Raw genomic sequence first — 21,379 nt, forward strand, 5'->3', positions numbered from 1 at the left:
CTTAGGCACTGTCTGAAAAGTACTGCGCTCGCCCATGCGGCGTTAAAAATCGGCTCAAAATGCTCATTTACACCCCGTAAACTCCGCGTTTTCGCCGATTTTTGCCTTGCCTGGCCTTCGCTCGTCGACTTTTCAGATAGCACCTAGGCTCTTCGAGGAGGACTAAGAGCATCGGGCCTCCCCCGAGACCGCCGCCCGATCCAGCAGCAGGATCTTGCCGTCGGCCTCGGCGACGATCTCGTCGCGCTGGTTGCGGCAGTGCCCCGCCAGCACCGCGATGCCGCCCTGATGGTGGGGCTTGGCGATCAGCTCGGCGATGCGCCACTCGGTGGTCAGGGTGTCACCGGCGAAGACCGGGGCCAGAAAGCGGCAGTCGTGCGCCAGATAGGCGACTGCGGTGGCATAGAAGTACATGCCGATGGAGGCGGTCATGTAGGCCGAGGTCATCGGCCCGTGCAGGATGCGCTGGCCGAAGCGTGTCTGCTGGGCGAAGGCGTCGTTGCTGTGCAGCGGGTTGAAGTCGCCGAACAGGCCACAGGCCTGGACGATATGCGCTTCGGTGATGGTCAGGGTCTGGCCGAAGGTGTCATTGACGGCGATCTCGTCGAAGGCGTTGCCGACAAAGTTCATGCGATCACTCCAGGGCTCGCAAGGGGCGTGTTCATGGGGTCTCGTCGCGATCCAGCGTTCGCAGCGCCTTGCGCACGATCTTGCCGGTGGCGGTCATCGGGAATTCGTCGACGAAGTGGATCTCGCGCGGGTACTCATGGGCCGCCAGGCGCGAGCGCACGTGCTGCTGCAGCGTCTCCACCAGCGCCGGGGAAGCGTCCCAGCCTTCGGCGAGCACCACGTAGGCGGCGACGATCTCGGTGCGCAGCTCGTCAGGCTTGCCTACCACGGCGGCCATGCGCACCGCCGGATGGCCCAGCAGGCAGTTCTCGATCGGCGCGGGGCCGATGCGGTAGCCGGCACTGGTGATGACGTCGTCATCGCGGCTGAGAAAGCTGAAGTAGCCCTCGGCATCGCGGCGGCCCATGTCGCCGGTCAGCAGCCACTCGCCGGCGAACTTGGCCGCGGTCGCCTCCGGCTTCTGCCAGTAGTGCAGAAACATCACCGGGTCCGGCGCGCGCACCGCGATATGCCCGGTCTCGCCGTCGGCGAGCCGCCTACCCTCGGCGTCGACGATCGCCAGCTCGTGCCCCGGTACCGCCTTGCCGATCGCCCCCGGGCGGTGCACGCCGAGCGCCGCGCAGGCCGAGAGCACCATGTTGCACTCGGTCTGGCCGTAGAACTCGTTGATGGTGAGGCCGAAGGTCTCCTGCCCCCACGTCAGCAGCGCCTCCCCCAGCGACTCGCCACCGCTGGCGACGCTGCGCACGTCGAGCTGCCAGCGGCGTTGCGGCTGCTCGACTCGACGCATCAGCTTGAGCGCGGTCGGCGGCAGGAACAGGTTGCGCACGCGGTGGCGCTCGATCAGCGCGAACGCCGCCTCCGGCGAGAACTTGAGCATGCGGTGGGCGACGATCGGCACCGCGTGGTAGAGCGCCGGCAGCAGCACGTCGAGCAGGCCGCCGATCCAGGCCCAGTCGGCCGGCGTCCACAGGCGGTCACCGGGCTGCGGCAGCAGGTTGTGGGACATCTCCACCCCCGGCAGATGCCCCAGCAGCACCCGGTGGCCGTGCACCGCGCCCTTGGGGCTGCCGGTGGTGCCGGAGGTGTAGATGATCAGCGCCGGGTCGTCGGGATGGGTATCGCGGGTGACGAAGGCGTCGCTGGCAGCGGCCAGCTCGGCGTGGAAATCGAGCGCGTCAGCGGTGGCGCGCCCCGGCTCGGGCACGGCATCGACGGTGTAGATCGCCTGCAGCGCCGGTAGCTGGTGGCGAATCTCGTCGAGCGTCGCCAGGCCGCGCGCGTCGCTGACGATGGCGCGCATGCCGCAGTCGGCGAGCCGGTGGAGCAGCGCCTCGGGGCCGAACAGGCTGAACAGCGGCACCGCGATCGCCCCCAGCTTGAAGCAGGCCAGATGCACCAGCGCGGTCTCGTGACGCTGGGGCAGCAGCACCCCGACCCGGTCGCCGGGCTGCACGCCCTGGGCGACCAGGCTGTTGGCCAGCCGGTTGGCACCGCACTGGAGCTCGGCGAAGGTGATCTCGCGGGCGCTGCCATCGTCACCGATCTCGATCATCGCCAGGCGCTGGGGGTCCTCCGCCCAGCGGTCGCAGCAGACGCTGGCGATGTTGAAGCGCGCCGGCACCTCCCACGCGAAGGTGGCGTGGAGGTGGTCGTAATCGCTCTCCGCTGGCAGCAGGGCGCCGGAGTTGGGTGCCTTCATCGGCTCAGAAACTCCCGAACAGGGTGCCCAGGGTGATCACCGCGACCAGCGTGATCATCGGCACCACGATGGTGACCGCGGCGATGTTGGGGTAGGCCTGGCGGTGGGTGAGGCCGCAGATCGCCAGCAGCGTGATCACCGCGCCGGAGTGGGGCAGGGTATCCATGCCGCCGGCGGCGATGGTGGCGACCCGGTGCAGCAGCTCGGGGTCGAGGCCGACCGCGTTGGCCATGCGCAGATAGTCGTCGCCGAGCACGCTGAGGGCGATGCTCATGCCGCCGGAGGAGGAGCCGGTGACCGCCGCCAGCACGTTCATCGACACCGCCTCGGAGATCAACGGATTGCCCGGCGCCAGGCTCAGCACCGCATCGCGAATGACCACGAAGCCGGCGAGGCTGGCGATCACCGCGCCGTAACCCACTTCGGAGGCGGTATTGAACACCGGTAGCATCGAGCCGAAGCAGCCCTTGTTGATGGTCTCCTTGAGATCCACCCAGTGGCGCCAGCGGCTGACGATCAACCAGGCGCAGGAGATCAGCAGCGCGATGATGATCGCCCACAGTCCGAGCATCGAATTGGGGTCGAGGGCGCCGAAGCGTTCTTCCGGCAGCTGCGAGAAATCGAGGCTCGGCAGAATCCAGTAGGTCAGCAGGCCGTTGAGCAGGATCACCATCACCAGCGGGGCGAAGGCAGCGACGGTGCCGATGACGGGCACCTCGGCGATGTCGATCTTCTCGTTGGGGTGATGACCGTAGTCCTCGCCCTGGCGCATCGCCTTGCTGGCACGGGACTGCAGCCACCAGGTGCCAAGGCCCAGCATCATCGCCCCGGCGATGATGCCGAGCCCGGGCGCGGCGAAGCTGGTGGTGTGGAAGAACGGGATCGGGATCGCGTTCTGGATCGCCGGCGTGCCGGGAAGCGCAGTCATGGTGAAGGTGAACGAGCCCAGGGCGATGGCACCGGGGATCATCCGCTTGGGCGTGCCGGTCTCGCGGAACAGCGCTGCGCCAATGGGGAAGACCGCGAACGCCACCACGAACAGCGACACGCCGCCGTAGGTGAGAATGGCGCAGGCCAGCACCACGGTCAGCACCACGTGGCGGGTGCCGAGGCGCTTGATGATCCAGTTGGCGATGGCATGCGCCGCACCGGAGTCGGCCATCAACTGGCCGAACAGGGCACCCAGGATGAACAGCGGGAAGAACTTGATCAGATAGCCGCCGAGCGCACTCATGAAGGTGCCGGTGTAGATCGGCAGCAGCAGCCCGGCTTCCCCGGACAGCAGCACCGCCAGCGACGCCATCAGCGGCGCCAGCAGCAGCACGGTGATGCCGCGATAGGCGAGAACGATCAGCAGGATCAGCGAGACGACGATAGCCAGGGTACTCATGGTGCCAGGCCCTTGTGTCGGGGGCTCATGGCGCAGGCACGCCGGAGCCGTGTTGTTATGATTGTGTGCGTTGTCAGCGCTGCGGGAGACGCGCGTGGCGCGATGCCGCACGGGACGACATGACCATAGAGATCGATTAACGTTAACGTCAACATGGTATCGCGCCAACTAGCCGAAAGGGGGAGACTCCCCGCTGCCCCTATCTGTCGATCAAGGAGACCATCGATGTCGATCTGGAAACGTTCCGCTTCCCTGGAAGCCCTCGCCACCCAGTGCCAGCAGACGCTGGTCGCGCATATCGGGATCGAGTTCACAGAGCTGGGTGACGACTGCCTGCGCGGGCGCATGCCGGTGGATGCGCGCACCCACCAGCCCTATGGTCTGCTCCACGGCGGCGCCTCGGTGGTGCTGGCGGAGACGCTGGGCAGCATTGCCGCCAACCTGTGCCTGGCGGACCCGAACAAGATGGCGGTAGGGCTCGAGATCAATGCCAACCATGTGCGCGCGGTGCGTGAAGGCTGGGTCGAGGGGTGCGCCCGGCCGCTGCACCTGGGCAGCACCACTCAACTGTGGGAGATCCGCATCGAGGACGAGCGCGGCCGGCTGGTGTGCGTGTCGCGGTTGACCATGGCGGTGGTCAAGGCGGCCTGAGACAGGGTACGACTACTCTGCTTACTCGATGTGTCGACGCCTGATGAAGTCGGCAAAGAGCGGGACAGTGAAATCCAGGTAGCCGTGATCAGTGCTGTAAATCATGCCTTTGTGAATGATGCTGGCGCGGGCTGGGCCGATCGATTTCTGCGTGCGTCCCATTGCCCGCGCGATGTCGGAGACCTGATAGGGACCGTCACCCAGTGCCGCCATCGCCTTGACGAATCCCACTTCGGCTCTGGTCAGACGATCCAAGCGCACGCGGAAAAATCCCTCATCCAAGGAGGCGAGGGTCTGCGTGTAGGCGTGTCGGACATCGTTTGCGTCGATACTGGGCCCAGGCGCGTTGTCCCAGGCAAAGTAAGCCAGTTCCTGCAGAAAGAACGGATAGCCGTTCGTCATGGCGAAGATGGCGGCCAGCGCGTCCTGGGAAATGGAGGCTCCCTCGTCTCGGATCGGCTTCTCGACTGCCACGGTAGTGGCGGCCTCGTCGAGAGCGCCCACCCCGGGGTAGCTGAACAACCTTTCCGCATAGGATTTGGCATCGCCGGCTAGGCGCGCTACTTGGGGTAGACCCGCACCGACGAAGAGAATTGGCCGCCCCTCCTGAGATACGCGATGAAGCGCGACGATCAATGCTGCGAGATCTTGCTGGGAGAGATATTGCACCTCATCGATGAGCAGGACCCAGCCCTTGTTGGCTGCTTGGGCGGCACGGCCGATCTGTTCGAAGAGATCCGGCAAGTCGTGCTGCATGTCGCCGCTCTCTGCCAGGCCGGGCTCGCTGGCGGGCTCCACACCGATATTCACGCCTCCCACCTCGATATTGAACACCGAAGCAAAGTTGCGCAGCCCACCGAGCGCGCGTGAAGCATGATGCCGAGCGGTTTCTACGCTCGACAGGGCACGTGAGACCTTGCGCATCTCTGGATAAAGCAGATTGGCCAGTTGGGTCTCTTCTGGTGCTTCGACCCTGGATACGAGACAGCCTTCGGCCTCCGCGATTCGGCCAATTTCGCTGAGCAAAACCGTTTTGCCGGTTCCTCGAAGGCCCAGCAGCATGATGGAGCGTGCCGCTCTTCCTTTGAGCGCCCGCCCGCATGAGACGCGTGCGGCCTGTAGGATCGTATCGCGACCCGCAAGCTCTGGAGGGCGGCTCCCGGCACCGGGGGCGAAGGGGTTGTTGAACGGGTCCATATCAAGTCCTGCAAGAGAGACTAGAGATAGATAACGAAAACTAGGAAAAAACGCTAGTCTTCCGTAGTTTTCATTAGACCTATCGGATATCCACCGTCCGGCTCTACTCCCCGGAGCATTTTATGGCGCCAGCTCGTCGCTCATCGCCTGGCGCATGCGGAATTTCTGCACCTTGCCGCTGACGGTCATCGGGAAGTCGTCGACGAATTTCACGTAGCGCGGAATCTTGTGGTGGGCGATGCGCTCGCGGCAGTAAGCGCGCACGCCTTCGGCATCGAGTTCGGCGCCCTCCACCAGGCGTATCCACACCGCCACCGCCTCGCCGTAGCGGGCGTCCGGCACGCCGAACACCTGGGCGTCGGAGATCGCCGGGTGGGTGTAGAGAAACTCCTCGATCTCGCGCGGGTAAAGGTTCTCGCCGCCGCGGATGATCATGTCCTTGATGCGCCCGGTGATCGCCACATAGCCGTCGTCGTCCATCATCGCCAGGTCGCCGCTGTGCATCCAGCCGTGGGTGTCGATCGCCTGGCGGGTGGCTGCGTCGTTGTCCCAGTAGCCCTGCATCACGCTGTAGCCGCGGGTGCAGAGTTCGCCGCTGGTGCCGCGCGGGAGCACCTGGCCGCTGGCCGGGTCGATGATCTTCACCTCCAGGTGTGGATGAATGGTGCCGACGGTGGCGACGCGCTTCTCCAGCGGCGCGTCGGGGCGCGTCTGCAGGCTCACCGGGCTGGTTTCGGTCATGCCGTAGGCGATGGTGACCGCTTCCATGTGCATGCGCTCGATCACCCGTTTCATCACCTCCACCGGGCAGTTGGAGCCGGCCATGATGCCGGTGCGCAGGCTGGAGAGATCGAAGTTGGCGAACTCGGGGTGTTCGAGCTCGGCGATGAACATGGTGGGCACGCCGTAGAGGGCGTCGGCGCGCTCGGCTTCCACCGCACGCAGGGTGGCCGCCGGGTCGAAGGCGGCGTTGGGATAGATCATGGTGGCGCGGTGGGTGAGACATGCCAGGTTGCCCATCACCATGCCGAAGCAGTGGTAGAGCGGCACCGGGATCACCACGCGTTGTGCCGGCTGCAGGTTCATCCCGGCGCCGACGAAGTAGCCGTTGTTGAGAATGTTGTGGTGGGTCAGTGTCACCCCCTTGGGCGCACCGGTGGTGCCGGAGGTGTACTGGATGTTGATCGGGTCGTCGAACTGCAGTTCGGCCTGCAGCGCCGCCAGGCGTGCGGCGGGTACCGCCTCGGCGAGGGCGTGCAGCTCGTCCCAGCGCCACATGCCCGGGGTGGCGAGCTCGGGGAGTAGTGGCTGCTCGCTGGTGCCGCTGACGTAGCTGGGCGCTGGAAATTGAGCATGCGCCGGGGCGCCCGGGTCGTGGCTGTGCATCTCTCTTCCTCTCTTCTTGTCTTTGTCCTGAACCGCCGCACTTTTCAGGCCGCGCCTAGCGCAGCCGTTCGATACCTACCGCCGTGGCTTCGCCGCCGCCGATGCAGATCGCCGCCACGCCCCGGGTCAGGTCGTGATGGGCGAGCGCGTTGAGCAGCGTGACCACAATGCGCGCGCCGGAGGCGCCGATCGGGTGGCCCAGGGCGCAGGCGCCGCCGTGCACGTTGACCCGTTCGTGGTCGAGAGCGAGCTCACGCATGGCCGCCATCGCCACCACCGCGAAGGCTTCGTTGATCTCGTAGAGATCGACGCTCTCCCGCGACCAGCCGAGCCGCTCGTACAGCTTGCGCACGGCGTGGATCGGCGCCACCGGGAAATCGCCCGGGCGCATGGCGTGGCTGGCGTGGCCGTGGAGACGCGCCAGCGGGGTCAGACCCTGGCGCTCGGCCTCGCGCTGGCGCATCAGCATCAGCGCCGCGGCACCGTCCGAGATCGAGCTGGCGTTGGCCGCGGTGACGCTGCCACCCTCGCGAAAGGCGGGCTTGAGCTGGGGGATGCGCTCGAGATTGGCCTTGTGCGGCTGTTCGTCCTGGTCGACCCGGCGGGTGTCGCGGCCGGCGGGGGCGTCGAGGGCGACGATCTCATCCCGAAAGACACCGCTCTCGATCGCCTGGCGCGCGCGGGTCAGCGAGGCGATGGCGTAGGCGTCCTGGGCCTCGCGGCCGAAGCCGAAGGCCTGGGCGCAATCCTCGGCATAGGTGCCCATCAGCCGCCCCGGCTCGTAGGCGTCTTCGAGCCCGTCGAGAAACATATGATCGAGCACCTGGGCATGCCCCATGCGCAGCCCGGCGCGCGCCTTGGGCAGCAGGTAGGGGGCGTTGCTCATGCTCTCCATCCCACCGGCGATGGCGTGGGCGGCGTGACCCAGCGAGAGGGTATCGAACGCCTGCATCACTGCCTTCATGCCGGAGCCGCACATCTTGTTGACGGTGGTGCAGGGCGTCGACTCGGCCAGGTCCGCGCCGAGTGCCGCCTGGCGCGCCGGCGCCTGGCCCTGCCCGGCGGGGAGCACGCAGCCCATGATCAGCTCGTCGAGGCTGTCGGGTGCCAGTCGGGCCTGTTCGAGGGCGCCGCGAATCGCCGCCGCGCCCAGCTGCGGGCAGTCAAGTCCGCCCAGGGCGCCCTGGAAAGCGCCCATCGGCGTGCGCTTGGCGCCGACGATGACGATCGGGTCCGGGGTTTTCATAGGCTGCTCTCCCATACTGGTGAGGGATCGATGCTCAGTCGTTTTTCACCGCGCACTCATGCGAATGGCGCCATCCAGACGAATCACCTCGCCATTGAGATAGCGGTTCTCGAGGATCTGGCAGGCCAGCGCGGCGTACTCCTCGGCGTGGCCCATGCGCGGCGGGAACGGCACCTTGGCGTTGAGGCTCTCGCGCACCTCCTCCGGCATGCCCTGCATCATGGCGGTGTCGAAGATGCCGGGGGCGATCGCCATCACCCGGATGCCCGAGCTGGCCAGCTCGCGGGCGGCGGGCAGGGTCAGCCCGACCACGCCGGCCTTGGAGGCGGCGTAGGCGGCCTGGCCGATCTGGCCTTCGTAGGCCGCCACCGAGGCGGTGTTGATCACCACCCCGCGCTCGCCGTCGTCCTCCGTCGCCGGGTTCTCCTGCATCGCCGCCACTGCCAGGCGCAGCATGTTGAAGGTGCCGATCAGGTTGATATCGACCACCCGGCGGAAGCGTTCGAGATCGTGCACGCCGCGCTTGCCGTGGATCTTCTCCGCCGGCGCCACCCCGGCGCAGTTGATCAGCCCGTGGAGAGCGCCGAAGTGGTCGCGGGTGGTGGCGATCACCCGCTCGGCATCTGCCGCCTGGGTGACATCGGCGGTCACCGCCAGGGCGTTCGCCCCCAGCGACGCGGCGTGGGCCTGCGCCGCTGCCTCATCATGGTCGGCCAGGGTCACGCGGGCGCCGGCCGCCACCAGCCGCTGGGCGGTGGCGGCACCCAGGCCGGAGCCGCCGCCGGTGACGATGAAGGTGTGGTCAGTCAGTTGCATGAATCGGTTCCTCGTCGGCAGGCCGATCGTCGAGATCGCGCAGGGGATGACCATCGCGATCCCACGGGGAAACGAAGCAGGCCGCGATATCGGCGTCGGGTACCTCACCGTGCCGATGCTGCCACCGGGGAGTCCTGTCCTTGTCGATCAGCAGCGCACGCACGCCCTCGGCAATATCGCCGTGATTGGCGCAGGCCAGCGACAGGTCGAGCTCGCTGCGCAGCGCCTCGGCCAGTGAGACCCGCCGGCAGCGCGCCAGCTGGCGCAGGATCAGCCGCGCCGAGAGCGGTGAACCGGCGGCCAGGCTACGCGCGGCGCGGGCGATCCAGGCGTCGTCGCTGTCGCTGGCGGCGATGACCGCGGCGATCAGATCTTCGTCGCTGTCGGCGTCGGTCAGTGCGGCGATCGCCTCCTGGCGCGGGGCGACTTCGGCGGGCGGGGCGAGCTCGCGGCTCGCGGCGGCGTGCGTGCGCAGCACTCGGTCGAGTGCCGGGCGCGGCCGCGACCAGTCGGCGCCGAGCAGATCGTCGATCACCGCATCGCGGCGTTCGGCGGCGATCAGGCGGTCGGCGAGACCGACGAACAGGGCGTCGCTGGCGTTGAGGCGGGCGCCGGTCAGGCCGAGGAAGGTGCCGCTGGCTCCCGGCATACGGTTCAGGAACCAGCTCGCGCCCACGTCCGGGTAGAGGCCGATGGTGATCTCCGGCATCGCCAGCATCGAGCGCGGCGTCACCACCCGATGCGAGGCCCCGGCGAGCAGCCCCATGCCGCCGCCCATGACGATACCGTCACCCCAGGCGACGATCGGCTTGGGATAGGTGTGGAGGGCGTGGTCGAGGCGATACTCGTGGGTGAAGTAGCGCGCCACGGCGCCATCCGCGGCCTCGGGATCGCGGCCGGTGCGGCCCTCGGCGATGGCGTGATAGAGCGCGACCACGTCGCCGCCGGCGCAGAACGCCTTGTCGCCGGCGCCCTCCAGCCACAGCGCGACTATCTCGGGGTCCGCGGCCCAGGCGTCGATCTGCGCCTGGATGGCCTCGATCATCTCCAGCGACAGCGCATTGAGACTCTTGGGGGCATCAAGGACGATGCGTCCGAGACGGTGGCCGTCGGCGGTGGCCAGGGTGTCGAATTGCACCGGCGCGCTCATGCCTGATCTCCGTCGCCGGTGTCGTCGGCAGCGCCCGAAGTCGGGGCCTCGCGCCAGCGCGGTGGGCGCTTGTCGAGGAAGGCGCTGATGCCTTCCCCCGGGGCGGCGGTGTCGAACAGTTCCATGAACAGCTCGCGCTCCATGCGGTAGCCGTGGGGCATGCCGTGGTCGCGGGCATTCATGATCAGGCGCTTGCAGCGTATCAGCGCGTCCGGGCTCTGGCCGCCGCTCTGCTCGGCCAGGGCCAGCGCGGTGGGCAGCGCCTGGCCGGCGTCGACCAGCTCCTCGACCAGACCGATGCTCAGCGCGCGCTCGGCATCGATACGCTCGCCGCACAGGATGATGCGCTTGGCCCAGCCTTCGCCGACCAGCCACGGCAGGTGCTGGGTGCCGCCGGCGCAGGGCAGCAGCCCCACCTTGGCTTCGGGCAGCGCCAGCTTCGCCTGGCGCTCGGCGATCCGGATGTCGCAGGCCAGCGCGCACTCCAGCCCGCCGCCCATGGCGTAGCCGTTGATCGCGGCGATGGTGACCCCGGGGTAGGCGCTCAGGGTCTCGAAAGCGCGGCCGAAGCGGGTCGCCATCTCCAGTGCGGTGGCCTTGCCTTCGGTGAAGCGCTTGAGGTCGGCCCCGGCGGAGAAGAACTTGTCGCCGGCGCCGGTGATCACCAGCGCCGGCGGCTGGGGTTCGGCGGCCAGCGCGTCGAGATGCTCGGCGAGCGCCGTCAGCGAGCCTTCGTGCCAGGTGTTGGCGGGTGGGTTGTCGATGGTCAGCACGGCGATAGCGCCACGGCGTTCCAGGCGCAGGCCGTCGGCGGCGTGGTCGGTCATATCAGGGTCTCCAGGTCGTCCTTGTCGAGCAGGCGGCGGGCGATCACCAGGCGCATGATCTCGTTGGTGCCTTCGAGAATCTGGTGCACCCGGCAGTCGCGCACGTGACGCTCCAGCGGGTAGTCGCGCAGGTAGCCGTAGCCGCCATGGAGCTGCAGGGCCTCGTTGCAGATGGCGAAGCCCTGGTCGGTGGCGAAGCGCTTGGCCATGGCGCAGTAGAGCGTGGCGTCGGGATCGCCGCGGTCGAGCTTGCTCGCCGCCAGGCGCACCATCTGGCGCGCGGCGACGAGCTGGGTGGCCATGTCGGCGAGCTTGAACTGCAGCGCCTGGAAGCTGGCCAGCGTCCGGCCGAACTGTTCGCGCTCGTTCAGGTAGCGGTGGGCGGTGGTGAGCGCGGCCTGGGCGGTGCCCACCGAACAGGTGGCGATATTGATACGCCCGCCGTCGAGGGCGCGCATGGCGATACGGAAGCCTTCGCCCTCGTCGCCGAGGCGGTGGTCCGCCGGCACGCGCACGCCATCGAAGCTGATCGCCCGGGTAGGCTGGCTGTTCCAGCCCATCTTGGTCTCTTTCTTGCCGTAGTCGATGCCCGGGGTGTCCGCCGGCACGGCAAAGGCGGAGATGCCGCCGGCGCCGCTATTGGGGGCACCGGTGCGGGCCATCACCACCAGCAGCTGGGTATCCCCGGCGCCGGAGATGAACATCTTGTTGCCATCGATCACGTAGGCATCGCCGTCGCGGCGCGCCCGGGTGCGCAGCGAGGCGGCATCGGAGCCGGCGTTGGGTTCGGTAAGGCAGTAGGAGCCGAGCTTCTCACCGGTGAGCATCGACGGCAGCCAGGCCTCGCGCACGGCCTCAGTGGCGTAGCTGGCGAGAATCCAGTTGACCATGTTGTGGATGGTCAGAAAGGCGGTGGTGGAGGTGCAGCCCTGGGCCAGCTCCTCGATGATCAGGGTCGCGTCGAGGCGGCTCAGCCCCAGCCCGCCGGCGGCTTCCGGGGTGTACAGGCCGCAGAAGCCGAGGTCTCCGGCCTGACGCAGGACCTCCACCGGAAAGACGCTGTTGGCGTCCCATTCGGCGGCGTTGGGCGCCAGTTCGCGCTGGGCGAACTGGCGTGCGGCATCCCGGTAGGCCTGCTGGTCGGCGTCGAGTTCGAAGTTCATGAGCAGTCGACACTCCTCGTCTGGGAAAAGCCTCGTTGTGAGAGGGCGCACGCGGTTGACCGGGTAGATCGGGCGCGTCGCTCTGTTCTAGCGACGTGCCGTCGCGCAGGACAATAGGACCTAGTGCTGAAAGACCAAGGTCGGATGGCGACAAGTTGACATTGACGTCAAGGTCACATGTTGAGGCGGCTGTCGAAACCGGTCGTTTCCCGACCTGTCGGCTCATGGGAAAGGGCGGCTCACGAGGCGGCTCGACCCTGGTCATCGATCTCAGGACATGTCAGATGAAAAAGACCCGATCCACGGCGAAACCCGTCCACAAGCCGGTTTTTGCCAATGGCGACGACATCCAGATCCCCGTGTTCACCCTGCTCAAGCCCGACGGCACTCTCTATGCCGGGGCCAGTGAAACCTCTCTCGATGAGACCACCGCGCGACGCCTCTATCGCGCCATGCTTTACACCCGGGTGCTCGACGAGCGCATGATGGCGGCCCAACGCCAGGGTCGGCTCAGTTTCTACATGCAGTGCACCGGTGAGGAAGCGGCAGTGATCGGCAGCACGGCGGCGCTGGCCGACGCCGATATGATCATGGCCCAGTACCGCGAGCAGGGGGCACTGGCCTACCGCGGCTTCACCACCGACGAGTTCATGGATCAACTGTTCGGCAACGAGCGCGACACCGCCCACGGTCGCCAGATGCCGATCCACTACGGCTCGCGAGACCTTCACTACCTGACGATCTCTTCGCCGCTGGCGACCCAGATTCCCCAGGCCACCGGCTACGCCTACGGTCAGAAGCTGGCCGGCCAGGGCCACTGTACGCTGACGATCTTCGGCGAAGGGGCGGCCTCGGAGGGAGATTTCCACGCCGCGCTCAACATGGCCTCGGTGCACAAGGTGCCGGTGATCTTCCTGTGTCGTAACAACGGCTACGCCATCTCCACCCCGGTCACCGAGCAGTTCGCCGGCGATGGCGTCGCCGCGCGCGCCTTCGGCTATCGCATGCAGTCGATCCGGGTCGATGGCAACGACGTGCTGGCGGTCTACGAGGCGACCCGCGAGGCCCGGCGGCTGGCGGTGGAGGATAACGAACCGGTGTTGATCGAGGCGATGACCTACCGCCTGGCGGCGCACTCCTCCTCCGACGACCCCTCCGGCTACCGCAGCAAGAAGGAAGAGGAGGCGTGGCACAAGAAGGACCCCCTGCGCCGAATGCAGCGCTGGCTGATCGAGCGGGGCTGGTGGAACGAGGACGAAGAGCGCGAACTGACCGAGTCGCTGCGCCGTGAGGTGCTGGAAACCATGAAACAGGCGGAGAAGCGTCGCCCGCCGGCGCTGGAGAGGCTGGTCAGCGATGTCTATGCCGAGACACCGGCACTGCTGCGCGAACAGCTCGCGACGTTGAAGGCCCATATCGGACGTCATCCCGAGGCCTATCCCCGAAGCGCGCCCTGGCTGGATGGCGACACCAAGACGGAGGGCCAGGCATGAGCCGGATGAATCTGCTCCAGGCCGTCAACAACGCGCTGGATACCGCGATGGCTGCCGATGAGCGCGTGCTCTGCTTCGGCGAGGACGTCGGTGTCTTCGGTGGCGTGTTCCGTGCCACCAGCCACCTGCAGGAAAAATATGGCCGCGATCGCTGCTTCAATACCCCGCTGGTGGAACAGGGCATCGTCGGTTTCGCCAACGGCCTGGCCGCCCAGGGCTCGGTGCCGGTGGCCGAGATCCAGTTCGCCGACTACATCTTCCCCGCTTTCGATCAACTGGTGAACGAAACCGCCAAGTTTCGCTATCGTTCCGGCAATCTGTTCGATGTCGGCGGGCTGACGGTGCGCGCACCTTATGGCGGCGGGATCGCCGGTGGTCACTACCATTCGCAATCGCCGGAAGCCTACTTCGCCCACACCCCGGGGCTGACCGTGGTCGTACCGCGCAACCCGCACCAGGCCAAGGGGCTGCTGCTGGCCTCGATCCGCTCGCCGGATCCGGTCATCTTCTTCGAGCCCAAGCGGCTCTATCGTGCGTCGGTGGGCGAGGTGCCAGACGACGACTACGAGCTGCCGCTGCGTCAGGCCGAGGTGGTCAAGGCCGGTGAAGACATCACGCTGCTGGCCTGGGGCGCCCAGTTGGAGGTTGTCGAGCAGGCGGCGGAGATGGCCGAGGAAGCGGGTATCTCGTGTGAAATCATCGACCTGCGCACCATCGTGCCGTGGGATATCGATACCGTGGTCGAGTCGGTGCTCAAGACCGGGAGATTGATCGTCAGTCACGAGGCGCCGTTGACCGGGGGATTCGCCGCCGAGATCGCCGCCACCGTCCAGAGCCGCTGTTTCCTTTATCTGGAGTCGCCGATCGAGCGCGTGACGGGGCTCGACACGCCGTTCCCGCTGACGCTTGAGAAAGAGTACATGCCGGGGCCGTTGAAGGTGCTCGATGCCATCCACCGCACGATGGATTTCTAGGAGGTGAGATGAGCGATTTCCTGCTGCCTGACATCGGCGAGGGTATCGTCGAGTGCGAAGTGGTGAAATGGCTGGTCAGCGAGGGCGATACCATCGCCGAGGACCAGCCCGTCGCCGAGGTGACCACCGACAAGGCGCTGGTGGAAATTCCCGCCCCTGAGGCCGGCCGCGTCACGCGGCTCTACGTCCGCGAGGGGGAGACGGCACGGGTCCATGCGCCGCTGTTCGCCATCGAAAGCGTTGCCGATAGCGCCCGATCCGGTACCGACACCCGGCCTCATCACGATGCTCGGCCGCCCCAGCCGGCTGCCGCCACTCCCGAGGACGAGAACCTGCAGCCGCCCGGGCCGGACGAAGAGGGAACGGAACCGGCGAGATCGAAGGATTTCATCCTGCCCGACCTGGGCGAAGGCATCGTCGAGTGCGAGGTGGTGGCCTGGCACGTCGAGGAGGGCGACGAGATCGCCGAGGATCAGCCGGTCGTCGAGGTCAGCACCGACAAGGCGGTGATGGAGATCACCGCGCCGGAGGCGGGCCGACTGGTGCGCCGGTACTGTCAGCTCGACGAGGTTGCCAAGGTGCACTCGCCGCTGTTCGCGTACATTCCGCAAGCCGGCGATGAGTTCGGCCCGTCCGGTGACACCCCGGCGGCCACCGGCGCTGTTCCACGTGAAACGCACGCCCAGGCCGGGAAGGCCGCGACTCATGCTGCCCAGAGCGGAGCCGGGTCGTCGTCAGCCGCTCGCTCGGCGCGGGACAACACCGGCCGGCGGCGGATTCCCGCTAGCCCGGCGGTGCGCCGGCGAGTGCGCGAGCTGGGGCTGACGCTCGATGAGATCCCCGGCAGCGGCAAGGATGGCCGCGTGCTCAAGGAGGACGTGCTGGCGTTCCAGCAGCGCCGTGACAGTGCCGCCGACACAGCCCAGCCTACGGCCGAGCGCGGCGCCCAGAATCAGACCCAGGCCCGGAGCCAGAGCCCGACCACCACCGCTGGCGAGACGGCGGCGGCGGATCGGATCGAGCCGCTCAAGGGCATCCGCGCGGTGATGGCGCGGCGCATGAGCGAGGCCGCGGCGAGCATTCCCCACTTCGCCTACGGCGACGAGTTCGATGTCACCGAGCTGCTGGCCCTGCGCGAGCGGCTCAAGGCGAGTTTCGCCGAGCGCGACGAGCGGCTGACTCTGATGCCGCTGCTGATGAAGGCGCTGGCGCTGGCGGTGAGCGAGTTCCCGCTACTCAACTGCCGCTTCGATGCCGCCGCCGAGGCGATCCACTATCAGCCCGGGTGCCATATCGGCATGGCGGTGGATAGCCAGAGCGGCCTGCTGGTGCCCAACGTCAAGCATGTGGAGGGGCTGAGCCTGCGCCAGGTGGCGAGCGAGGTGGAGCGCCTGACCCGGGCAGCGCGGGAGGGCCGGGTCTCGCCGGCGGATCTCAAGGGCGGCACCATCAGCATCTCCAACATCGGCGTGCTCGGCGGCACCTATGCCATGCCGATCATCAACGCGCCGGAGGTGGCGATCGTCGCCCTCGGCCGGGTGCAGCGGCTGCCGCGTTTCGATGCCGAGGGGCGGGTGGTGGCGCGTTCGATCATGACCGTGACCTGGTCCGGCGATCACCGCGTGCTGGACGGCGGCACAATGGCGCGCTTCTGCAACCGCTGGAAGGGCTACCTGGAAGCGCCGGAGAGCATGCTCACCGAGCTGCGCTGAGGCGACCCCATGAGCCTCGAGCCGACGGGAATTCAGCAGTTCTATATTCCCGAGGAGCAGTCGGTCTACCTGCTCAGTCAGAGCCAGGCACGGCAACTGCGCGAGTGGATCGGGCGCTGCCGCCACCAGCTCGCCCAGGTCGGCTACCGGGAGGTGGAGCTGGTCGGCAAGGGCGCCTACGGGTTCGTCTTCGCGGGTATCGATGGCGCCGGCGCCAGCCACGTGTTCAAGTTCACCCGCCAGAACCTGCCCCAGGCGTTCCATGAGCGCCTGGAGGAAGAGGCGTTCATGCTCGAACAGGTGGACCATCCCCGCGTTCCCCGCCTGATCGCCTATCGCGCCCTGCGCCATCAAGCGATGCTGGTGATGCAGCGCGCCCCGGGCATCAACCTGGAGGAGTACTCGCTGCGCTACGGCCGCCTGCCAGCGCGGCTGATCATCGCCATCGCGGCGCAGCTCGCCGATATCCTGCGCACGCTGCGGCGCGAATCCGCCGAGGGACGTCTGGTGGTACACGGGGATATCAAACCCTCGAACCTGATGTTCGACGCGCGAACCGAGCAGATCGCGTTGATCGACTGGGGCTCGTCGGTCTTCGCCCAGCTCGATGCCGAGGGCCAGTTCCTGTCGCGCAACGTGATGGCGCTGATGTCCGACGATCTGCAGCACACCAACGCTCGCATGGGTGATGTCTACTATATCGGCGAGGAGCAGCTCGAGGGCGCGCTGTCGTCGCCGCGCTTCGACGAACAGGGCGTCGCCGCGACCCTCTATGCGCTTGCCACCGCGCAGTCCAGCCGCTTCGGTCGCGAGACGATCCCGGCCACCTCGCTGGGGTTGCCGATCGAGTTCGCCCGGGTGCTGGATGCAATGCTGAGCGAGGACCCCGGCCTGCGGCGTCGGGCCGGCGACTATTTTCTCCAGCACATGCCGCGGATCGCCCGGACGATCATCCGTGAGCCACCGAGATCGCCGGAGATCCCGCTGGTCCCGGTGTGGGTACGTTCGCTGGAGCAGGAGATCGAGACGGTGGTCTACAGCTCGCGCAAGGCTTTCCTGCGTGATGACCATCGTCAGGATGACGCGCGCGACGACACCCTGAGCGCGGTCAACGATATCCAGCTCGATCGCTACTACAAGCACTTCATGCAGGGCATGGGCGATCTCGAGAAGGCTTTCCTGGTGGCGGTGGGGCGGCTGGGCAAGTACCCGGTGGTGGGCGGACTGGCGGTGCGCTGGAGCGACGCCGGCGTCGAGTTCGACACGACGCTGAGCCTCAACGAGCCGTCGCTCCGGACTGCCTTCGTCGCGGCGGTGAACAACATGGTCAATCTCGCCCGGGCGATCCGTCGCCGCGACGGGGTGTTCAAGGCTTGCCTGTTCAACGCCCGGCGCACCCTGCACGTCGACCGTGACGATGCCTCCCGGCCGTTCGTGCCCGACGCGGCCTGCGCGATCCCCTACGAGGTCAGCCCCACGCCGGAGCTGGAAGATACCAGCCGCGAGCACTCCTACTTCGAGGATGGTCCGGATCCCGAGGAGTTCCTGCGTTTGCCGCCAGTGATGATCGAGGCGCTGTCGCGGCTCAATGCCATCCATCACACCGGCATGATCATCTTCGAGGCGTTGCCGACCCATCTGAAGATCCATAGCTACTACCGGCTGCTCGATCCGGCCCGCGAGGAGGAGTTCCGCGACTGTCTGGAGACGCTGCTGGCGGCGGTGCCGCAGATCGACGGCCTGGGGATCTCCGGCTACATGAAGATGCCCTACAAGAACGCCCGGCACTTTGCCCATCGGGCGCATCTGCCGGAGCGCTTCCATCCTCGCTGAGACGGTGCTTTAGAGGGTGTTTACAAGCCCTCTGACGATGGGCGCCGGAGGCAGGGCAAAGCGAGGGTCCTTTGCCAGGGAAGGCAAAGGTAGCGCCCAGGGAGGGGTTCACAGCGCCCTCGCGACGCTCTGCCGCCGGATAAGCCCACGTCGTCCAGCGGTTGTGAAAAGCGCGCTTAGAGAGGAGATTCCGGGCTTTTGCCCCGTTTTTTATCGCTTTTCCCGCGCAGGGTGGGATCAACAATGCGCGAGTCGCTATAATCCGCGCGGAAAATAAGAAGCCCCGGCCGGCCCGGTGGACTTCCAACAACACATCCAGTCGATGGTGAACTCATGGCCAAATCCCACACCCATGCGCAGTGGTCCTCTCGCACGGCCTTCGTCCTGGCGGCGACCGGCTCGGCGGTCGGGCTCGGCAATATCTGGAAATTCCCCTACATGGTGGGCGACAGCGGCGGCGCCGTGTTCGTGCTCGTCTACCTGGTGTGTATCGCGCTGATCGGGCTGCCGATCCTGGTCTCCGAGTGGCTGCTCGGCCGCCGCGGCCAGTCCAACCCGATCAACACCATGCAGACGGTCAGCCGCGACGCGAAGAAATCGCCGGACTGGGTGCTGGTGGGAATCGCCGGCGTCCTAGGCTCGTTTCTGATCCTCTCGTTCTACAGCGTGGTCGGCGGCTGGTCGCTCAACTACACCTGGAGCACGCTGACTGGCGACCTCGGTCAGTCCAGCGGTGTCAGCGTGGGTGATTACTTCACCACCCTGCTGGGTCAGCCGGGCACGCTGCTGTTCTGGCACACGCTGTTCATGCTGCTGACCTTCGGCATCGTCGCCGGTGGGGTCAAGGGTGGCCTGGAGCGTGCGGCCAAGTGGCTGATGCCGCTGCTGATCGTGGCGCTGGTCGTGTTGATCGGCTTCGGCATGTCCACCTCGGGCTTTGGTCAGGCGGCCGAGTTCATGTTCTCGCCCGACTGGAGCAAGTTGAATGGCGGCGTCATTCTCGCGGCGCTGGGTCACGCCTTCTTCACGCTATCGCTGGGGATGGGGATCATGATGGCCTATGGCTCCTACCTGGGGCAGGAGGTCGACCTGATCAAGACCGCGCGTACCGTGGTGATCCTGGATACGGTGATCGCGCTTGGCGCCGGCATGGCGATCTTCCCGGTGGTCTTCGCCAACAATCTCGACCCCAGTGCCGGCCCCGGCCTGCTCTTCGTCACCCTGCCGCTGGCGTTCATCGACATGCCCTGGGGGCTGGTGTTCGGTACGATCTTCTTCGCCCTGCTCACGGTGGCCGCGCTGACCTCGGCGATCTCGCTGCTGGAGCCGGTCACCGAATTCCTCGAAGAGCGCACGCCGCTGTCGCGACTCGGCTCGGCGTTCGTCGCCGCGCTGGCGACCTGGACGCTGGGTATCGCCGCGCTGCTGGCGTTCAACCTCTGGTCCGGCTTCCAGCCGTTCGGCTTCAACGTCTTCGACCTGCTCGACGCCCTCACCAGCAAGCTGATGCTGCCGCTGACGGGACTGGCTGCCATCGTCTTCACCGCCTGGTTCCTGGATAGCGAAGACGTCAAGCGGGAGCTGGGACTGGGGCCGAAAGGACGGGTCGTATGGCACTACGTATCGCGTTATGTCGCACCGATCGGCGTGATCGTGGTGTTCTTCAACAGCCTGTAGTGGACCGCCGTCACGTCTCGGGGGGTGACGGGAATTTCCGCGCCGGAGGGGATTCCGGCGAGGCAGGCAGCGGCCGTTGCCCTCGAGGGTGGCGGCCGCTGATCGTTGGGTAGCGGTCTCCGGCCGACTGGACGCTACTCGGGCAGCTCGGCGATCTCTTCCGCCAGCTGGCGCTTCTCCAGACGCTGCTCGATGCCGCGCCGGGCCTTGAGGTATCTCACGGCCGCCTTGCGCTTGCGCCGCTCGTGCTCGTTGACTTCCAACGTCATGAAAATATCGAGAATTTCGCTCTTCAGGGTGTGAAGATGTTCGATGTCCTTCATTGATCGAATCTCCTGGCATCCTCGGAACTGTCGGTTTGCGCCCGACATGCATACTATACTCAACTTTACAAGATAATGACGATTCACTTTTTTCATGCTTCCGACGCGCCGTGTCGGCGTATTCCCGCCAGTCCGACTCGGGCATACTAGGCTTCGAACTTCTGATCGAAATCCAGAGACACGAGACCGCTTGATGTTGCCATCCGAGGGCCAGCCATGAGTCGTTCGCTGTTCGACGAATTGCGCGTTCACATGGATCGTTTGCGCCGTTCCGAGCAGAAGGTGGCGCGCTTCGTGCTGCGCAATCCGGAAGAGGTGATCCTGATGCGGATCACCGACCTGGCCAGCGAGGCGCAGGTCAGCGAGCCCACGGTGGTGCGCTTCTGTCGTGCCATGGGCATGGCCGGATTCCAGGAGTTCAAGCTGAAGCTGGCGCAGATGATGGCCAAGGGCAGCCAGTATGCGCAGTTCACCATGAACGACGGCGATAGCGTGGCCGAGTTCTCCCATGGCATCTTCGACAGCACCATCGAGACGCTCGAACAGGTCCGCGATCGCCTCGACAATGAGGCGCTGGGCAAGGCAATCGCCGCGCTGGCGGTCGCCAACCGGGTCGAGTTCTACGGCTATGGCGCTTCGGGCATCGTCGCCGCCGATGCCCAGCACAAGTTCTTCCGGCTCCAGATCCAGACTTCGGCCTACGCCGATCCCCACATGCAGGCAATGTCCGCCGCCACCCTGAAGGCGGGCGACGTGGTGGTGGCGATCTCCCAGACCGGACGCACCCGGGCGCTGATCGCCAGCGCGAAGACGGCGGTCAAGGCCGGTGCTACCGTGATCGGCCTGTGTCCCAGCGATTCGCCATTGGCTCGCGAGGTGACCCTGACACTGCCGGTCGACGTGCAGGAAGACACCGAGGTCTACATCCCCATGACCTCGCGCATCGCGCATCTGTTGACCATCGATGTGCTCGCCGTGGGCGTGGCCAAGAATCGTGGCCCGCAGATCAGCGATCAGCTCAAGGCGATCAAGCGCAGCCTGGGGTCGTTGAGGGTTTCCAACAGCGTCTCCTGAGTCGCTCGCATTCCGGGAAACGTCACTTGAAGTGGCGTTTTTTCATGCCTTGAATACTGTATATATAGACAGTATCCATGTTCTGAGTGACACTGGTGGCAACGATTCAACCGTCCCGAGTACCGCCATGTCGTC

At 66.6% G+C, this 21,379-nt stretch carries 17 protein-coding genes and 1 pseudogene; 7 read left to right on the top strand and 11 right to left on the bottom strand.

All coding sequences use genetic code 11. The features are described 5' to 3' along the window. Nucleotides 1-162 precede the first annotated feature (162 nt). Genes DOM54_RS05065 through DOM54_RS05075 form a run of 3 tightly spaced genes read right to left on the bottom strand, consistent with a single transcriptional unit; the run spans nt 163 to nt 3,722 of the window. Nucleotides 163-630 (bottom strand): MaoC family dehydratase, encoded by a 468-nt coding sequence (locus DOM54_RS05065; RefSeq protein ID WP_110715295.1) that lies wholly within the window; start codon nt 628-630, stop codon nt 163-165. A gap of 31 nt (nt 631-661) precedes the next feature. Next, nucleotides 662-2,332 carry an acyl-CoA synthetase gene (locus DOM54_RS05070; RefSeq protein ID WP_110715296.1) on the bottom strand — a complete coding sequence of 557 codons (1,671 nt, stop codon included), beginning with the start codon at nt 2,330-2,332 and terminating at the stop codon, nt 662-664. A 4-nt stretch (nt 2,333-2,336) separates the two neighbouring features. Further along, nucleotides 2,337-3,722: a GntP family permease gene (locus tag DOM54_RS05075; RefSeq protein ID WP_110715297.1), complete on the bottom strand. Its 1,386-nt coding sequence runs from the start codon at nt 3,720-3,722 to the stop codon at nt 2,337-2,339. A gap of 225 nt (nt 3,723-3,947) precedes the next feature. Here DOM54_RS05075 and DOM54_RS05080 point away from each other — a divergent pair, with 225 nt between their 5' ends. Continuing rightward, entirely contained in the window at nt 3,948-4,373 is a 426-nt protein-coding gene (locus DOM54_RS05080) for a hotdog fold thioesterase (RefSeq protein WP_110715298.1), read from the top strand. 21 nt (nt 4,374-4,394) lie between these two features. Here the strand turns inward: DOM54_RS05080 and DOM54_RS05085 are convergent, their stop codons facing one another. The 7 genes and pseudogenes from DOM54_RS05085 to DOM54_RS05115 all read right to left on the bottom strand — a co-directional run bounded on the left by DOM54_RS05085 (nt 4,395) and on the right by DOM54_RS05115 (nt 12,158). After that, entirely contained in the window at nt 4,395-5,570 is a 1,176-nt protein-coding gene (locus DOM54_RS05085; RefSeq protein WP_110715299.1) for an ATP-binding protein, read from the bottom strand. A gap of 120 nt (nt 5,571-5,690) precedes the next feature. Further along, nucleotides 5,691-6,860: pseudogene (locus DOM54_RS05090) on the bottom strand (AMP-binding protein); the annotation flags it as partial. 151 nt (nt 6,861-7,011) lie between these two features. Continuing rightward, nucleotides 7,012-8,202, bottom strand: coding sequence for an acetyl-CoA C-acyltransferase (locus DOM54_RS05095; RefSeq protein ID WP_110715301.1), 1,191 nt, complete (start codon nt 8,200-8,202; stop codon nt 7,012-7,014). 45 nt (nt 8,203-8,247) lie between these two features. Beyond that, a complete protein-coding gene (locus DOM54_RS05100) occupies nt 8,248-9,018 on the bottom strand; it encodes an SDR family NAD(P)-dependent oxidoreductase (protein WP_110715302.1) in 771 nt (256 codons plus the stop codon). Continuing rightward, nucleotides 9,005-10,168 (bottom strand): enoyl-CoA hydratase/isomerase family protein, encoded by a 1,164-nt coding sequence (locus DOM54_RS05105; RefSeq protein ID WP_110715303.1) that lies wholly within the window; start codon nt 10,166-10,168, stop codon nt 9,005-9,007. Before DOM54_RS05105 ends, DOM54_RS05100 begins: the two co-directional genes overlap by 14 nt. Continuing rightward, nucleotides 10,165-10,995, bottom strand: coding sequence for an enoyl-CoA hydratase (locus DOM54_RS05110; protein ID WP_110715304.1), 831 nt, complete (start codon nt 10,993-10,995; stop codon nt 10,165-10,167). Before DOM54_RS05110 ends, DOM54_RS05105 begins: the two co-directional genes overlap by 4 nt. Continuing rightward, entirely contained in the window at nt 10,992-12,158 is a 1,167-nt protein-coding gene (locus DOM54_RS05115) for an acyl-CoA dehydrogenase family protein (protein ID WP_110715305.1), read from the bottom strand. The genes DOM54_RS05110 and DOM54_RS05115 overlap by 4 nt, the downstream gene beginning before the upstream one ends. Nucleotides 12,159-12,442: 284 nt before the next feature. Here DOM54_RS05115 and DOM54_RS05120 point away from each other — a divergent pair, with 284 nt between their 5' ends. From DOM54_RS05120 to DOM54_RS05140, 5 genes are all read left to right on the top strand, one after another. Beyond that, the gene (locus DOM54_RS05120) at nt 12,443-13,651 is read left to right on the top strand and encodes a thiamine pyrophosphate-dependent dehydrogenase E1 component subunit alpha (protein WP_110715306.1); all 1,209 of its coding nucleotides are present in this window, start codon (nt 12,443-12,445) and stop codon (nt 13,649-13,651) included. Further along, nucleotides 13,648-14,625: an alpha-ketoacid dehydrogenase subunit beta gene (locus DOM54_RS05125; protein WP_110715307.1), complete on the top strand. Its 978-nt coding sequence runs from the start codon at nt 13,648-13,650 to the stop codon at nt 14,623-14,625. Before DOM54_RS05120 ends, DOM54_RS05125 begins: the two co-directional genes overlap by 4 nt. Before the next feature lie 8 nt (nt 14,626-14,633). Continuing rightward, on the top strand, nt 14,634-16,337 hold the full coding sequence (locus DOM54_RS05130; protein WP_110715308.1) for a dihydrolipoyllysine-residue acetyltransferase: 1,704 nt from the start codon (nt 14,634-14,636) through the stop codon (nt 16,335-16,337). A gap of 9 nt (nt 16,338-16,346) precedes the next feature. After that, the gene (locus tag DOM54_RS05135) at nt 16,347-18,170 is read left to right on the top strand and encodes a protein kinase domain-containing protein (RefSeq protein WP_110715309.1); all 1,824 of its coding nucleotides are present in this window, start codon (nt 16,347-16,349) and stop codon (nt 18,168-18,170) included. A 333-nt stretch (nt 18,171-18,503) separates the two neighbouring features. Further along, complete coding sequence (locus DOM54_RS05140; protein ID WP_110715310.1) at nt 18,504-19,847, top strand: sodium-dependent transporter; 1,344 nt, start codon at nt 18,504-18,506, stop codon at nt 19,845-19,847. Between the two features lie 134 nt (nt 19,848-19,981). Here DOM54_RS05140 and DOM54_RS05145 read toward each other — a convergent pair whose 3' ends face one another. Then, complete coding sequence (locus DOM54_RS05145; protein ID WP_110715311.1) at nt 19,982-20,170, bottom strand: PA3496 family putative envelope integrity protein; 189 nt, start codon at nt 20,168-20,170, stop codon at nt 19,982-19,984. A 216-nt stretch (nt 20,171-20,386) separates the two neighbouring features. Here DOM54_RS05145 and hexR point away from each other — a divergent pair, with 216 nt between their 5' ends. Further along, nucleotides 20,387-21,244: a transcriptional regulator HexR gene (gene hexR / locus DOM54_RS05150; RefSeq protein ID WP_110715312.1), complete on the top strand. Its 858-nt coding sequence runs from the start codon at nt 20,387-20,389 to the stop codon at nt 21,242-21,244. Nucleotides 21,245-21,379: the final 135 nt, after the last annotated feature.

The sequence above is a fragment of the Salinicola acroporae genome (genome assembly GCF_003206615.1).
Taxonomy (GTDB): Bacteria; Pseudomonadota; Gammaproteobacteria; order Pseudomonadales; family Halomonadaceae; genus Salinicola; species Salinicola acroporae.